11 protein-coding genes are annotated in these 15421 nt (G+C 75.2%); 7 read left to right on the top strand and 4 right to left on the bottom strand.

The genetic code is table 11. From position 1 onward, the window contains the following. Window positions 1-100 precede the first annotated feature (100 nt). The 3 genes from ABZ135_RS25375 (at window position 101) to ABZ135_RS25385 (ending at window position 3568) form a co-directional block, all read left to right on the top strand. A complete protein-coding gene (locus tag ABZ135_RS25375; RefSeq protein WP_356698552.1) occupies window positions 101-1141 on the top strand; it encodes an asparaginase in 1041 nt (346 codons plus the stop codon). A 216-nt stretch (window positions 1142-1357) separates the two neighbouring features. After that, window positions 1358-2812: an aspartate ammonia-lyase gene (locus ABZ135_RS25380; protein ID WP_356698592.1), complete on the top strand. Its 1455-nt coding sequence runs from the start codon at window positions 1358-1360 to the stop codon at window positions 2810-2812. A gap of 72 nt (window positions 2813-2884) precedes the next feature. After that, the gene (locus ABZ135_RS25385) at window positions 2885-3568 is read left to right on the top strand and encodes a hypothetical protein (RefSeq protein WP_356698553.1); all 684 of its coding nucleotides are present in this window, start codon (window positions 2885-2887) and stop codon (window positions 3566-3568) included. Between the two features lie 13 nt (window positions 3569-3581). On the opposite strand, the gene ABZ135_RS25390 is transcribed toward ABZ135_RS25385, so the two are convergent. Then, window positions 3582-5006 (bottom strand): serine hydrolase domain-containing protein, encoded by a 1425-nt coding sequence (locus tag ABZ135_RS25390; RefSeq protein WP_356698554.1) that lies wholly within the window; start codon window positions 5004-5006, stop codon window positions 3582-3584. Window positions 5007-5284: 278 nt separating this feature from the next. Between ABZ135_RS25390 and ABZ135_RS25395 the strand changes: the two genes are divergently transcribed. Both ABZ135_RS25395 and ABZ135_RS25400 read left to right on the top strand, forming a co-directional pair. Then, window positions 5285-6415: a CapA family protein gene (locus ABZ135_RS25395; protein WP_356698555.1), complete on the top strand. Its 1131-nt coding sequence runs from the start codon at window positions 5285-5287 to the stop codon at window positions 6413-6415. Between the two features lie 60 nt (window positions 6416-6475). Further along, a complete protein-coding gene (locus ABZ135_RS25400; protein ID WP_356698556.1) occupies window positions 6476-7783 on the top strand; it encodes a phosphoribosyltransferase family protein in 1308 nt (435 codons plus the stop codon). Between the two features lie 119 nt (window positions 7784-7902). On the opposite strand, the gene ABZ135_RS25405 is transcribed toward ABZ135_RS25400, so the two are convergent. Together ABZ135_RS25405 and ABZ135_RS25410 are read right to left on the bottom strand one after the other, a co-directional pair. Next, a complete protein-coding gene (locus ABZ135_RS25405) occupies window positions 7903-8478 on the bottom strand; it encodes a TetR family transcriptional regulator (protein ID WP_356698593.1) in 576 nt (191 codons plus the stop codon). Window positions 8479-8557: 79 nt separating this feature from the next. Further along, window positions 8558-11299 (bottom strand): SpoIIE family protein phosphatase, encoded by a 2742-nt coding sequence (locus tag ABZ135_RS25410; protein ID WP_356698557.1) that lies wholly within the window; start codon window positions 11297-11299, stop codon window positions 8558-8560. Window positions 11300-12500: 1201 nt separating this feature from the next. Here ABZ135_RS25410 and ABZ135_RS25415 point away from each other — a divergent pair. Next, entirely contained in the window at window positions 12501-13574 is a 1074-nt protein-coding gene (locus ABZ135_RS25415) for an enoyl-CoA hydratase/isomerase family protein (RefSeq protein WP_356698558.1), read from the top strand. 36 nt (window positions 13575-13610) lie between these two features. On the opposite strand, the gene ABZ135_RS25420 is transcribed toward ABZ135_RS25415, so the two are convergent. After that, a complete protein-coding gene (locus ABZ135_RS25420) occupies window positions 13611-14405 on the bottom strand; it encodes a VOC family protein (RefSeq protein ID WP_356698559.1) in 795 nt (264 codons plus the stop codon). Between the two features lie 235 nt (window positions 14406-14640). Here ABZ135_RS25420 and ABZ135_RS25425 point away from each other — a divergent pair, with 235 nt between their 5' ends. Continuing rightward, on the top strand, window positions 14641-15417 hold the full coding sequence (locus ABZ135_RS25425) for a DUF2182 domain-containing protein (RefSeq protein WP_356698594.1): 777 nt from the start codon (window positions 14641-14643) through the stop codon (window positions 15415-15417). Window positions 15418-15421: the final 4 nt, after the last annotated feature.

Below are 15421 nucleotides of genomic sequence, written 5' to 3' on the forward strand. Positions count from 1 at the left end.
TCCACTACGGAGTTCATGATTCCGGGGTGAATCCGCAATCGCATTGCGTGACGATTGACCTATCGTTGCCGCGCACACCCCAGGGAAGGACAGCACGCTCATGAAGTGGACGCGCGACGCCCGGCCGCGCCGCATCGTGGTCATCAGCACCGGCGGCACCATCGCCAGCCGCTGGACCGGCAGCGGATACGCCGCCGACGCCTCCGGAGACGACGTCGTGGCCACGGCCGCGGTCCCCGACAACGTCGAGGTCGAGGTCGTCGACCTCTTCAACGTCAACAGCTCCCGGATGACCACCGCGCGCCAGCTCGCCCTGCTGCGCACCGTCCACGAGACGCTCGCCGACCCCGGCGTCGACGGCATCGTCGTCACCCACGGCACCGACACCCTCGAAGAGTCGGCCTTCTTCCTGGACCTGCACCACTCCGACCCCCGCCCGGTCGTCCTCACCGGCGCCCAGCGCCCCTTCGGCACGGGCGACGGCGACGGTCCCGGCAACCTCTACGACGCGCTCCAGGTCGCCGCCACCGTCCGCGGCCTCGGCGTCCTCGTCGTCTTCGACGGCCTCGTCCACGCCGCCCGCGGCACCGTCAAGACCAAGACCCTCGCCGCCGACCCCTTCGCCGACCCCTCCGGCGAGCGCGTCGGCCGCCTCGGCTTCGGGCAGGTCGACATCGAGCGCGAACCCGTGCGCCCCGCACCGCTGCCGCTGCCCGCCGAGGACCGGCCGGCCCCGCGCGTCGACATCGTCACGCACCACTCCGACGCCGACCCGGTCCTCTTCGAGGCGGCCGTCGCCGCCGGGGCCCGCGGCATCGTCCTCGTCGGCACCGGCGCCGGCAACGCCACGCCCGAGATCGCCGAGGCCGTGGCCCGCGCCGTCGACCAGGGCGTTCACGTCGTCCTCTCGACCCGGGTCGCCTCCGGCCCCGTCGCCGAGGTCTACACGGGCGGCGGCGCCGTCGACCTGGCCGCCGCCGGCGCGGTCCTCGCCGGCACCCTGCGACCCGGTCAGGCCCGCATAGCCCTGCTGGCCGCGCTCCTCGCCGACACGCCCTCGCCCGAGCGCCGCACCGGCCTGCTCCGCACCCTCCTCGAAGGCCCGGTCCGCGCCGAGCCGGCCCTGGCCGTCGCGCACTGAGGCGTGCGGCGGGGCACACGGGTGGGGCCCTTGGGGGCTCCGCCCGTCTCGCTGGGCCGCCCCATGGGCCCCGCCCCCATGGGCTCCGTCTCGCCGGCCCCGGCGCGGCCGGGCCCCGCGCCCCGGCGGGGCCTCGCCCCTCATCGCTCGGCCCCCTCGCTGGTCCACCTCCTTCCGCCGCCCTCCCCTCCCCCCGCGTAAGGCACCGTCACCGTGATCCCCGCACCACAGCACACCGCTCCCGAGCCGACCGTTCCCTCGCCTGCCGTCCGGCGCGAACACGACCTGCTGGGCGACCGCGACGTCCCGGCCGACGCGTACTGGGGCGTCCACACCCTGCGCGCCACGGAGAACTTCGCCATCACCGGCACCCCGATCTCCGTCTACCCGCAGTTGATCGACGCGCTCGCCGCCGTGAAGGAGGCCGCCGCCCTCGCCAATGAGGAGCTCGGTCTGCTCCCCGCCGACAAGACGGCGGCCATCGTCGCCGCCTGCCGCGAGATCCGGGGCGGCGCGCTGCACGGCGAGTTCGTCGTCGACGTCGTCCAGGGCGGCGCCGGCACCTCCACCAACATGAACGCCAACGAGGTCGTCGCCAACCGGGCCCTCGAACTCCTCGGCCACCCCAAGGGCGCGTACCACCTCCTGCACCCCAACGAGGATGTCAACCTCGGCCAGTCCACCAACGACGTCTACCCGACCGCCATCCGCATCGCCGCCATCGGCGCGGCCCGCGAGCTGCTGCGCGCCATGGCCGTGCTCCAGGACGCCTTCGCCGAGAAGGCGGTCGAGTTCGGCGGCGTCGTCAAGATGGGCCGCACCCAGCTCCAGGACGCCGTGCCCATGACGCTGGGCCAGGAGTTCTCCACGTACGCCGTGATGCTGGAGGAGGACCGAGGGCGCCTTGCCGAGGCGGTCGAGCTGATCCACGAGATCAATCTCGGCGCCACCGCCATCGGCACCGGTCTCAACGCCGCCCCCGGCTACGCGGAGACCGCCCGCCGGCACCTCGCCGACATCACGGGACTGCCCCTGGTCACCTCCGCCAACCTGGTCGAGGCCACCCAGGACTGCGGCGCCTTCGTGCAGCTCTCCGGCGTCCTCAAGCGGATCGCCGTGAAGCTCTCCAAGACCTGCAACGACCTGCGGCTGCTCTCCTCCGGTCCGCGCGCGGGATTCGGCGAGATCAACCTGCCGCCGGTCCAGGCCGGTTCGAGCATCATGCCCGGCAAGGTCAACCCGGTCATCCCCGAGGTGGTCAACCAGGTCGCCTTCGAGGTGATCGGCAACGACATGACCATCACCATGGCGGCGGAGGGCGGCCAGCTCCAGCTCAACGCCTTCGAGCCGGTCATCTTCCACGCCCTGTCCAAGAGCCTGACCTCGCTCAGGGCGGCCTGCCTCACACTCGCCGAGCGCTGTGTCACCGGCATCACGGCCAACGTCGAGGTCCTGCGCGCGAGCGTCGAGAACTCCATCGGCCTGGCCACCGCGCTGAACCCGCACCTCGGCTACACGGCCGCGACCGCCATCGCCCAGGAAGCCCTGGCCAGCGGCCGCTCGGTCGCCGAGCTCACCCTGGAGAAGGGCCTGCTCCCGCCCGAGCGGCTCGCCGAACTGCTCACCCCCGAGCACCTCACGGGCACGGCGGGCGGGGTGCTGAGCATCTGACGCTCAAGCCTGCGGGCGACAGAGCCGACATTTCTACCGATAGAGGTACGAATAAGTCGTGGAGTCGCCCGCATGCCGAACCCAGCCGTCACCTTCGCCGCAGCAGCCACCACCCCGGACGAGCTCGACCGCGCAGCCGCCGCCCTGCTCGACACCGCGGCCTGGCAGGAGATCGTGGCCCGCTGGACCGAGGCCCCGCCGGTACGGGAGGAGGCGGCCGACTGGCGGCGGCTGCTGTCCGTCCCGGTCGACCGGCTCGTCGCCGACGCCCTCGCGTCCCTCGACGCCCGGCCCGCCGCCCCCGACACCGCCCCCGCCCCCGTCCCCGGGACCATCACCGGAACCGAGCCCGCCCTCCCGCCCGGCGAACGGCCGCTGCCCGGCCGGCTGGGCGCGATCCTGCCGGACCGGCTGCACATCTGGCGCCGCATCGGCAGCCCTGACGTACGCCCGTCCGTGCATCTCGCCCACGCCCGCCGCGTGCTCACCACCTGGGGCTGGCAGAACACCCCGTACAAGCTCCGCGACCGGCGCGGCGCGCGGTGTGTCTGCGGGGCGATGCTGGCCGCCCACCGGCTCGGCTACGGCAGCGCCGCCACCATGAACGAGGCCGGGGCGTGGATGCTCGAAGAGCTCCGCTCCCGCGGCTGGACCGAGCTGATCGGCCCCTGGAACCGGGCCCAGGGCCGTACCGCGGCGGACGCGCTCGCCCTGGTGGACGCCACGATCCGCCGCGCGGCCCGGGCCGGTCGCTGAACCCGGAAACCCTCTAGTGCCGGACGCCCGGCAGGCGGTCGACCAGCGGCGGCAGATCGGCCGGGGCCGGCGGGGCGGCGGAGCGCAGGCCCTCGGCGGGCGCCGGGGCGCGGCCGCTCAGGGCGCCGTCGACGAAGGCGTACAGCGCCGGGGTGACCGGATCGGGCAGCGGTCGGCCCTGCTCGTCGAAGCGCTGGTACTTCATCAGGTTCCAGGCCACGGTGACCTGGCGGCGGCCGTCCTCGGTGGCGAGCGACCACGTGCCCGCGCCGAACACCGCGCCGTCATGACCCCAGTACCAGCCGCCGCTCGGCATCTTCAGCGTGTAGAGGCCCAGCCCGTAGCGCATCAGGGCCTCCTCGCCGGGCTCCGTCTCGTAGGCCGGGACCGTCGTCTTCATCGCGCGGAGCGCGGCCGGGCCGAGCAGCCTGCCGCCCAGCAGCTTGCGGTAGAAGGTGTTGAGGTCGTCCGTCGTCGACACCAGCGCGCCGGCCGTGCCTCCCCACGACATGTCGTACGTGCTGTAGTCGCGCGGCGGGTCGATGAGACCGAAGAACGACTCGTACATCCCCGCGTGCGGCCCCTTGATCGACGGCGAGGCGGGGAAGTAGGTGTGGCGGAGGCCCGCCCGGCGTATGACGTGGCGGGTGATGTACGCCTCCGGGTCCTGGCCCGAGACCCGCTCCAGGATCAGCCCGGCGAGGATGTAGTTGGTGTTGGAGTAGGAGTGCGTCCCGCGCTCCTTCACCGGCGGGGCGGCCAGACCGAGCCGGGCGAGCTCCTCCGGTGCGATCCGCCGCAGCCGGTTCTCGTCCAGCGTCCTGCCGGGGTCCTGGAGCAGCCCGGGGAAGGCGGGCAGGATGTAGTCGGCGATGCCGCTCGTGTGGTTGAGCAGCATCCGGACCGTCACCTTCTCGCCGCGCTCGCCGGTGACGAGGTCCGGGAGGTAGCGGCCGACGGGCGCGTCCAGGTCGATCCGGCCGCGTTCCACCTGCTGGAGGAGCGCCACGGCGGTGAAGGTCTTGGTGATGCTGCCGACCCGGTGCTCGAAGCCGGGCGCCATGGGCCGTCCGCCGGCCGGGTCGGCGAGGCCCGTGGCACCGCGCCACCGCTCGGAGCCGTCCCGGACCGCCGCGAAGGCCCCGTACATGCCCGCGGCGTGGAAGGCGTCGAGACTGCCGCGCAGCGCCTCCCGGTCCAGGGCGGGCCGGTGGTGGAGCGCCACCGCGCTCGCCGACGCCGCCCCCGTGGCGTCGGCGGCATGGGCCGGGAGCACGCCCAGGGACAGGGCGAGCAGGGCGGTCGAGAGTACGGCCGTCGTACGGGCCGGGCGCCGGGTGGCGGCGGCCGAGCCGGTGAGGTGCGGGACGTGCGCGGGCTGGTCGGGGTGCGTGGGCTGCGTGGGGTGCGCGGGTCGCGTGGTGCGCGTGGAGCGCATGAGAAGGTTCCCCCTTCGTCGGTCGTCTCGCCGACGACGCGCCCATCGCGGCGGCCGGTCGCGACCGCCGGTCGCGACGGTCGATCGCGTCACGGTCACTGCGGTCGGCCGCTTCGCCGGCCGGTGCGCCGGTCGTCCCACGGGTCGTCGTCGGTCGCCCCGCGCGCGGTCCGCGCACGGGGCGACCATCCTCGCCGCCTCGGCCCGCGCCGCGCGTCCTTCCCCGGGACGATCATGATCATCGGAAGGCATGACGCCCGGGGGACTAGCCTGGGTGTATGGGCGGCGACGGTCTGACCGGACTGTTCCTCTGCGGCGACGTGATGCTCGGCCGGGGAATCGACCAGATCCTTCCCCATCCGCTCGACCCCGCCCTGCCCGAGCGGTACGTGCGCGACGCCCGCCACTACGTGGCCCTCGCCGAGGCACGCTCCGGACCGGTGCCCCGCGCCGCCGGCCCCGGCTACCCGTGGGGCGAGGCCCTCGCCCTGCTCGACGCCGCCCGGCCGGACGCCCGGGTGGTCAACCTGGAGACGGCGGTCACCCGGCACGACGTCCCGGTCCCCGGAAAGGCCGTCCACTACCGGATGGATCCGGCCAACCTGCCCGCGCTGACCGCCGTACGGCCCGACGTGGTCGTCCTCGCCAACAACCACGTCCTGGACTACGGCCGGCGCGGACTCGACGACACCCTCGACGCCCTCGCCGGCGCCGGACTGCGCACCGCCGGCGCGGGCCGCGACGCGGAGGAGGCCCGGCGGCCCGCGGCCGTACCGCTGCCCGGCGGACGCCGGCTCCTCGTCTTCGCCCTCGGTCTGGCCTCCAGCGGCGTGCCCCGCGACTGGGCGGCCACCGCCCGGCGCGGCGGGGTCCACTTCGCGGCGGGACCGGCCGACGAGGCGGCGGCCCGGCTCACCGCCCGGCTGCGCGCGGCCCGGCGGCCCGGCGACCTCGTGGTCGTCTCCCTCCACTGGGGCCCCAACTGGGGCTACGTCCCGGCCCGTGCCGAGGTGTCCTTCGCCCACGCCCTCGTCGACGCGGGCGCCGACATCGTGCACGGCCACTCCTCGCACCACCCGCGGCCCCTGGAGGCGTACCGGGGCAGGCTCGTCCTGCACGGCTGCGGCGACCTCGTCAACGACTACGAAGGCATCAGCGGACAGGAGCACTACCGTGACGACCTGCGGCTCCTCCACCTCGTCACCGTCCACGACGAGGACGGCGCCCTGGCGGAGGTGCGGCTCGTGCCGCTGCGCAGCCGGCGGCTGCGCCTCGAACGGGTCCCGGAGCGGGACCTGCGGTGGCTCCACGACGTGCTCGGCCGGATCAGCCGTCCCTTCGGCATGCGGATCTCCCGCGTGGCCGAGGGGGAGGCGGGCGGACCGGCTCTGACGGCCCGGCCCGTGTGACGCCACGGCCCGTCCGGGCCGGGCCGGTTCCGCGGGACCGGGCAGGAAGGCGAGCAGGACATGTACTTCACCGACCGTACCGACGCCGGCAGGCAGCTCGCCGAGCGGCTCACGGACCTCCGGGGACGGGACGTGACGGTCCTGGGGCTGCCCCGAGGGGGAGTGCCCGTCGCGGCCGAGGTCGCCGACGCGCTCGGCGCGGCCCTGGACATCTGTCTCGTACGGAAGCTGGGCGTGCCCTTCCAGCCCGAGCTGGCCATGGGCGCGATCGGCGAGGGCGGCGTCCGCGTCCTCAACGACGAGGTGATCGCCCGGACCGGTGTCTCCGACCGGGACCTCGCCGAGGCGGAGCGGCGCGAGCGGGCCGTCCTGGAGGAGCGGGCCCGCCGCTACCGGGGCGCCCGTGAACCGGCCGACGTCACCGGCCGTACGGTCGTCGTGGTCGACGACGGCTTCGCCACCGGCGCGACCGCGCTCGCCGCCTGCCAGGTGGTACGGGCCCGGGGCGCCGCCCGGATCGTCCTCGCCGTGCCGGTCGCGCCCCGCGGCTGGACCACGCGGGTCGCGGGCGCGGCGGACGAGACGTACTGCGTGCGCGAACCCGTCACCTTCTACGCGATCGGCCAGTTCTACCAGGACTTCTCCCAGACCCCGGACGAGGAGGTCGTGGCCCGCCTGAGGGCGCGCCGCGGCGGCGCGGAGGGGGCGGCGGGGGCCGAGGACGCCGAGGTCCGCATCCCGCTCGGCGGAACGGAGGCGGGAGGACACCTCACCGTGCCCGAAGGGGCCACCGGTGTCGTGCTCTTCGCGCACGGCAGCGGCAGCAGCCGGCACAGCCCGCGCAACCGGGCCGTCGCCGCCACCCTGCACCGCGCCGGGCTCGGCACGCTGCTCTTCGACCTGCTCACCGAGGACGAGGCCGCCGACCGGGCCAACGTCTTCGACACGCCCCTGCTCGCCGAACGCCTGCGGCGGGCCGCCGACTGGCTCGCCGAACGCCCCGGCGCGGGCGCCCTGCCGACCGGCTACTTCGGGGCCAGCACGGGCGCGGCCGCGGCGCTGTGGGCCGCCGCCGAGCCCGGCAGCCGCGTCGGCGCCGTCGTCTCCCGCGGCGGCCGCCCCGACCTCGCCGACGAACGCCTCCCTGAGGTCACCGCACCGACCCTCCTGATCGTCGGCGGCGCCGACCCCCTGGTCCTCGACCTCAACCGCCAGGCCGAAGCCCGCCTCCACTGCGACCACCGCCTCGTCACCATCCCCGACGCCGGCCACCTCTTCGAGGAACCGGGCACCCTGGAACGCGTGGGCGACCTCGCCGCCACCTGGTTCACCGACCACTTGCCGAGCCCGGTACGGGACGCGGTCTAGGGGCTGCTCCGGGTTGTGGCCCATGCGCCGGGCCGGAGGCAGCGGAATCAGACGGAGGGCACCGCCTGAGCGGCCTTCAGGTGGTGCGGTGAAGCGCGGAATCGGACGTCGGACGCGGTCTAGGGGAAGACGATCCGGTCGACCGCCGCCTCGATCAGGGCGTCGCGCTCGGTCTCGGAGAAGACGTCGGGGAGCGTGAGCTGTTCCACGATCAGCCAGTTGAGGGTCAGGATCAGGAGCTTCACCGCGGTCGCGTCGCCCGGGAGGTCGGTGGACTCGTGGTAGGTGACGTTCTGTTCGACGTCCGCGCGGACCCGCTCGGTGAGGACGGCGCGCAGGTTCGGGCGGCGGGTGGCCTCCAGGCGGAGTTCGAGGAGGGCCAGGTAGCCGGTGGGGAAGGAGCTGACGCGCTCGACGAGGTCGCGCATGAGCTGTGTGTACGTCGCGCGGTCCGGGCTCGCCGTCCGGTGGTGGTCCAGCGTCTGCGCGTCGGGCTGGAGGCGCTCGTAGACGCGGGCGCCCGCCTGGGTGAGGAGGTCGTCCCGGTTGACGAAGTAGTTCGATGCGGTGCCGGGCGGGACCGCCGCCTCGGTGTCGACGGCCCGGAAGGTCAGGCCCCGGGCCCCCTCACGCGCGAGCACCTCGATCGCGGCGTCGACGAGCGCTGCTCTGCGCTCGGGATTCCTGCGCGCCACCGTCATCACTCCTGTCACCAGGTCCGGCCTGTAGTACTTCAAGGAGAGTACTACGGGCGGAGTGAAGGTGCGTGGCGCCTCACCAGGCCAGATCCTCCAGCGCGTCCGGATCGAGCATCGGTGCCGCCGCGTCGCCGCCCCCGTCCGGCGCGACGGGGAGTTCGGCCCAGATCGTCTTGCCTCGGCGCGCGTAGCGGGTGCCCCAGCGGTGGGCGAACTGCGCCACCAGGAACAGCCCCCGGCCGCCCTCGTCGGTGTCCGTCGCGTGCCGCAGATGCGGCGACGTGCTGCTGCCGTCCGACACCTCGCAGATCAGCACCCGGTCGTACACCAGCCGCACCTTGACCGGCGGCCGCCCGTACCGGATCGCGTTCGTGATCAGCTCGCTCAGCACCAGCTCCGCCGTGAACCCGACGTCCTCAAGACCCCACTCGGCGAGCCGCGCCGCCGCCGCGTTGCGCACCGGCGCGACGGCGGACGGATCGGACGGCACCTCCCACTCCGCGATCCGGTCCGGGGGGATCCGGCGGGCGCTCGCCACGAGCAGCGCGATGTCGTCGGACGGCACCGGGAACAGCAGCGTCGCGAGCACGTCCGCACAGGTCTGCTCCGGCGTCCGGCCGGGCTGGGCCAGGGCCCTGCGCAGCAGCGCCAGCCCCGTGTCGTAGTCCCGGTGCCGGTCCTCCACCAGACCGTCGGTGAACAGCACCAGCTTGCTGTCCGGCTCCAGTCGCAGCCGCGCCGACGCGAACGGCCGGTCGCCCAGACCGAGCCCCAGCGGTAGCCCCGCGGGCAGTGCGGGAAACTCCACGCTGCCGTCGGGCCGCACCAGCGCCGGCCCCGGATGGCCCGCGCTCGCCATCGTGCAGAAACCGGTGGTCGGGTCGTAGATCGCGTACAGACAGGTCGCGCCGGCCGTGCCCTCCGCACCGCCGTCCCGGTCCTCGCTCCGCCCCCTGCCCCCATCCCCGTCCCCGTCCGCGTCACCCGCGCCCTCCCGCTCCGGCGCCGGCTCGTTCTCCTCGCCGAGCCGGTCGATCAGCTCGTCCAGATGGGTCAGCAGCTCCTCCGGCGGCAGGTCGAGCGTGGAGAAGTTCGCCACCGCCGTCCGCAGCCGCCCCATCGTCGCCGCCGCGTGCAGTCCGTGCCCCACCACGTCCCCCACCACGAGCGCCACCCGCGCCCCCGGCAGCGGGATGACGTCGAACCAGTCGCCGCCCACCCCCGCCGTCGCGGGCAGATAGCGGTAGGCCACCCGCATGGCGTTCTGCTCCGGCAGCACCCGCGGCAGCAGACTGCGTTGCAACGCCACCGCCATCGAGTGCTCGCGGGTGAACCGCCGCGCGTTGTCGATCGCCAGCGCGGCCCGCGCCGCCAGCTCCTCCGCGAACGACAGGTCCTCCTCACCGAACGGCTCCGGGGTGTCCCGTCCCCGCCAGAAGTTCGCCATCCCGAGCACCACACCCCGGGCGAGCAACGGCACCGTGAGCAGCGAGTGCAGTCCGTACGCGAGCGCCTGCGCCGCGCCCTCCGGGTCCTGCGCCCGCCACCCCTGCGCCGAGGCCAGGTCCGCCTGGAGCACCGCCCGGCCCTCGTCGAGCGCCGAGGCCATGGGCGTGGTCGGCACCACGAACCGGATCAGATCGCCCACCGGCTGCAACGGCGTCTCCTGCCGCACCCCCGTCAGCGCCGTGCGCCGCATCTCCGTGTACGCGCCCGAGGGCTCCTCGCCGCGCATCACGGGGTCGAGCAGCTCCACCGTCACGAAGTCGGCGAACCGCGGCACCGCCACCTCCGACAGTTCCTCCGCCGTCCGCACCACGTCCAGCGTCGTGCCGATCCGGGTCCCCGCCTCGTACAGCAGCCGCAGCCGGCCCCGCGCCACCTCGGCCCGGCCGGTCAGCGCGGACAGCTCGGTGGTGTCCCGCACGGTCATGACGCTGCCGCCCGCGCGGTCCCCGGTGGGCCGGACGTTCACGGCGAGGAGCCGGTCACCGGCGAGGTGCACCTCGTCCGTCGCGGCCCGGCCCGACAGCAGCAGCGCGGCGGTACGGGGTTCCAGGCCGAGCTCGCGGACATCGCGCCGCTCCGCGTCCGCCGGCAGCTTCAGGAGGCGGCGCGCCTCGTCGTTCGCGAGCAGCAGCCGCCCGTCGCCCCCGACGATGACGACACCCTCCTTCACCGAGTGCAGAACCGCCTCGTGGTGCTCCTTCAGCCGGGTCATCTCCGCCGGGCCGAGGCCGTGCGTCTGCCGGCGCAGCCGCCTGCTCACCAGACCCGCGCCGCCCAGCGCCAGCGCCAGCGCGACGCCGGCCGCGCCGAACAGCAGGGGAAGCCGGGCCTCCACCGAGTCGCCGACCGTCTCCACCTCGATGCCGCTGGTCACGATGCCGACCACGGTCCCGTCCTCGGCCCGGACCGGGACGACCGCGCGGACGGCGTCGTTCGGAGCCCCGTGGAAGACCTCGGTGAACGACTCCCCGGCCCGGGCCCGGTCCAGATCCCCCTGGGCCCGCTGGCCGATGAGAGAGGGGTCGGAGTCCGTGAAGCGGGCGCCGTCCGGGGCCAGCACGGCGACGAAGTCGACGCCGGAGCCGAGCCGGGCCGCCTCCGCGCGGGGCTGGAGCGCCGCCGTCGGATCATCGGACCGCAGGGCCTCGGCGAGCCCGGGTGCCTGGGCGAAGGTCTCGGCGACGGCGAGGGAGCGGTGGCGGGCGTTCCGCTCGCTGTCGTAGCGGTCCTGGAGGACGAGGGCGAACGCGGCCGCGGCGATGAGCAGCAGGGCGATGATCGCCTGCAGGGCGAAGACCTGCCCGGCCACGCTCCGTAGCCCGGTGGGCCGTCCCCGGCCTGCCTCAGGGGACCGGTCGGCGCCTCGCGTCACCGTGCGCTCCTTCCCGCCCTGCTCGCCGGGGGCTTCCTTCCATGCTGCCCCCGGTGCGACCGGCAGGGGAAACGGGAGCCGCCGCGACGGAGAGCGACCGTTGGGCCGACCGGGCGACGGCGGGAGTGGGAGAGGGGATCCCGGGCGCGGGCCTGGGGTGGGGCGAGGGACCCCGGGAGACGGCCCGGGCCGGGCCCGATCGCACCCACCCGGCCGGTCAGCGGACCGGACCCGGGCGAAGGACCAGGCGCAGGACCGGACGGGTGAGGGGGGCCGCCGCAGGCGGACCGTGGCGGTGCGCCGCCCGGAGGGGGCAAGGTGGGTGCGCCGCCTTGGCGCAGGCGAGCCGTGACGGCACGCCGCCGGGAAGAGGGCCAGGTGCGTGAGGCGCCCGGGACCGGAGGACCAGGCCGATGCGCGCCCAGCGTGCGGCGGCACCTGCCCGATCGACGCAAGCAGATACGAGGCATGGCCGCGGCGCCCGGCGCCGGCGCCGTGGCGGTGCGCCACCCGGACGGGGGCCAGGTGGGTGCGCCGCCCTGGTGCAGGCGAGCTGTGGCGGTGCGCCGCCGGGAAGAGGGCCAGGTGGGTGAGGCGCCCGGGACCGGAGGACCAGGCCGGTGCGGCGTCCAGCGTGCGGCGGCACCTGCCCGGTCGGCGCAAGCAGATACGAGGCATGGCTGCGGCGCCCGGCGCCGGCGCCGTGGCGGTGCGCCGCCCGGACGGGGGCCAGGTGGGTGCGCCGCCCTGGTGCAGGCGAGCCGTGACGGCGCGCCGTCGGGAAGAGGGCCAGGTGGGTGAGGCGCCCGGGACCCGGGGGCCAGGTGAGTGCGGCGCCCGGACGGGGACCAGGTCGGTGCGGCGCCCAGCGTGCGGCGGCGCCTGCCCGGTCGGGGTCGCGGATACGTGGCCCGGCAGGCGGCCGCCCCTGCCCGGGCGGCGTTCGCCGATACGCGGCCCCCGCGCGCCCACCGTCGGATCCACATCACTCCTCACCGTTCGCCCATCCGGGTCGCCACCCCGCGCCGGCCGGTGGCGGAACCGAAGCCCTGTCCGGCGGCGGCCGGGGCGGTTACGGTGGACGGAAGATCGTTTCGGCACCCCGGAACGGCCCCGGAAGGAATCGGAAGGACGCACCATGTCGGCACCCACCGGCCCCCGTGAGCCCGAGGTCCTCGTCCACACCGAGGGCCGGGCCGGCTTCCTCACCCTGAACCGGCCGCGCGCCATCAACGCCCTCACGCATGCGATGGTGCGCCGGATCGACGAGGCCCTGACGGAGTGGGAGCACGATCCGTCCGTCACCACCGTCGTCCTCCGCGGCGCGGGGGAGCGGGGCCTGTGCGCCGGCGGCGACATCCGCGCCATCCACGACGACGCCCGGGCCGGCGGCCCCGCCTCCGTCGGCTTCTGGCGCGACGAGTACCGGCTCAACGCCCGGATCGCCCGCTTCCCCAAGCCGTACGTCGCCTTCATGGACGGCATCGTCATGGGCGGCGGCGTCGGCGTCTCCGGGCACGGATCCGTCCGGATCGTCACCGAACGTTCCCGGGTCGCCATGCCCGAGACCGGCATCGGCTTCGTCCCCGACGTCGGCGGCACCCATCTGCTGAGCCGCGCCCCCGGCGAACTCGGCACCCACCTCGCCCTCACCGGCACGGCGGTGGGCGCCGCCGACGCGCTCCTCGCCGGCCTCGCCGACCACTTCGTCCCCGCCGCCGCCCTGCCGGAGCTCGCCACCGACCTCACCCGCCTGCCCGCCGCCGAGGCCGTCGCCCGCCACGCCCGCCCGGCACCGGCCGGTGAGCTCGCCGCCCGGCGGGACTGGATCGACGCCTGCTACGCCGCCGACACCGTCGAGGGCATCGTCGAGCGCCTCACCGACTCCGGCGTCCCCGAGGCCAAGGAGACGGCGACCGTCCTGCTCACCCGCTCGCCCACGGCCCTCAAGGCCACCCTGGCCGCGCTCCGCCGCGCCCGGACGCTCGACTCCCTCGAAGCGACCCTGAACATGGAGTTCCGTCTCTCCTGCGCGGCCCTCACCTCGCCCGACCTCGTCGAGGGCATTCGCGCCCAGGTCGTCGACAAGGACCGTGACCCCCGCTGGACCCCGCCGACCCTCGCCGGCGTGACGGCGGAGGCCACCGCACGCTGGTTCGCCCCGCAGCCCACCGGGGAGCTGGGCCTGACGGCACCGGAGCCCCGAGACTGACCGGCCGCGCGCCACCGCCCGGCGCCGCGACCGTCCTCAGACCTCCCCCTCCGCCGCCTCGTCCAGCGTGAACAGCCCGCCCTGCGGATCGCGCACCGACGCCCGGCGGCCCGCCGGCACCGGCCAGCCGTGGTCCGCCTCCGGGACCAGCGAGCCGCCGTGCTTCACGACCGCGGCGGTCGCGCGCTCCAGGTCGGGCACCCGGAAGTGGACCAGCCAGCGCGGGCGGAGCTGCGGCTGCGGTGAGGCCGCCTCCACCGGGCCGCTGTTCAGCCGGGCGATCGCCTCGCCCTGGCTGTACAGCACGACCTGGTCGTCCTCGTACGCCACCTCGAACCGCTCCACACCGCCGTTCAGCCAGTCCAGGACGCCCCCGTAGAAGACGGCCGCGTCGAAGGCGTTACGCGTGTGCAGCTCCAGCCAGGCCGGGGCATGGTGCTCGCCGAGCCGCCAGCGCGAGGACACCCGGCCCTCCCACACCCCGAACGCCGCACCTTCCAGGTCCGTGGCCAGCGCCGCCCGGCCACGCGGCGGAAAGGCCACCGGGCCCACGCCGACCGTGCCGCCGCGCTCCCGGATGCGCGCCACCGCCTCGTCCGCGTCGGGCACCGCGAAATACGGCGTCCAGGCCACCGGCACCGCCATCCGGACGGCCACCTCGCCGATCCCGGCCACCGGGACCCCGTCCCGCTCACCCACCGAGAAGCCGTGCCCCAGCGGGCCGTGCCGGAAGGTCCAGCCGAGGACGGCCGCGTAGAACTCCTCCGCCGCGCCGAGGTCACGCGCCGCCAGACTCAGCCAGCAGGGCGCGCCCGGCTCATCCGCGCTCACCGGCACCCGGCTCACCTCACTCCCTTGCTCTTTCATTCCCTGCGTCCCGTACGTCTCCCTTCAGACACCCTCGCCCCGACGCCGGGCCCACGCCACTCCGGGAGCCGCCCGGCGCGCCGCCGGCGCCGCGCCTCGCCGCCGGCTGTGCTGTCCTGGAAGGGTGGGCGAGACACGCACCCCCGGTCACGCCCCGGCGCTGCTCCCGGCCCGGGACCTGGCCGCGGCCTGGCTGCTCATGGCGGTCATCGCCGCCCTGGCCTGGACGCTGACCACCGCACAGGCCCGCGACATGGGCGTGGAGCCCGGCACCATGGGCATGGCCGTGCCGCTCTTCCTCGCGCTGTGGCTGGTCATGATGGTCGCGATGATGTTCCCCTCCGTCGCGCCCGTCGCGCTCACCTGGGCGAGGGGGATCGCCCGCCGGTCCACCGGAGCCGTCCGCGCGGGCCGCACCGCCGCCTTCGTCAGCGGCTACCTGCTCGTGTGGACCGCCTTCGGCCTCGTCGCGTACGGCCTGCTCGCCCTCACCGACGCCCTGGTCCGCGACCACCCGGACGCGGGTCCCTGGATCGGCGCGGGGGCCTTCGCCCTCGCCGGCCTCCAGCAGCTCGGCCCGCTCAAGAACGTCTGCCTGCGCCACTGCCGCAGCCCGATGCTCCAGTTGACGCGCTACGCCCACTACCGGCCCCGCGCCCGCGACGTCCGGGTCGGCCTGCACCACGGCCTCTACTGCCTCGGCTGCTGCTGGGGCCTGATGATCCTGCTCGTGCCGCTCGGCGTCATGAACGTGGCCGCCATGGCCGCGGTCGCCGCCGTCGTCTTCCTGGAGAAGCTCTGGCGCCACGGCCCCGCCCTGAGCCGCGTCGCCGGTGTCGCCTTCCTGGTCCTGGCGGCCCTGTGCCTGGTCGACCCCGTCCAGGACTGGCTGCTGCCCGGCCTCACCACGGACGGCACGCCCATGGAGCCCATGCGGCCCGGGGAGCCGATGGACGACATGGGCGCGCGTCCCTAGGACA

Source organism: Streptomyces sp. NPDC006339 (assembly GCF_040612775.1).
In the GTDB taxonomy this organism is placed as follows: Bacteria; Actinomycetota; Actinomycetes; order Streptomycetales; family Streptomycetaceae; genus Streptomyces.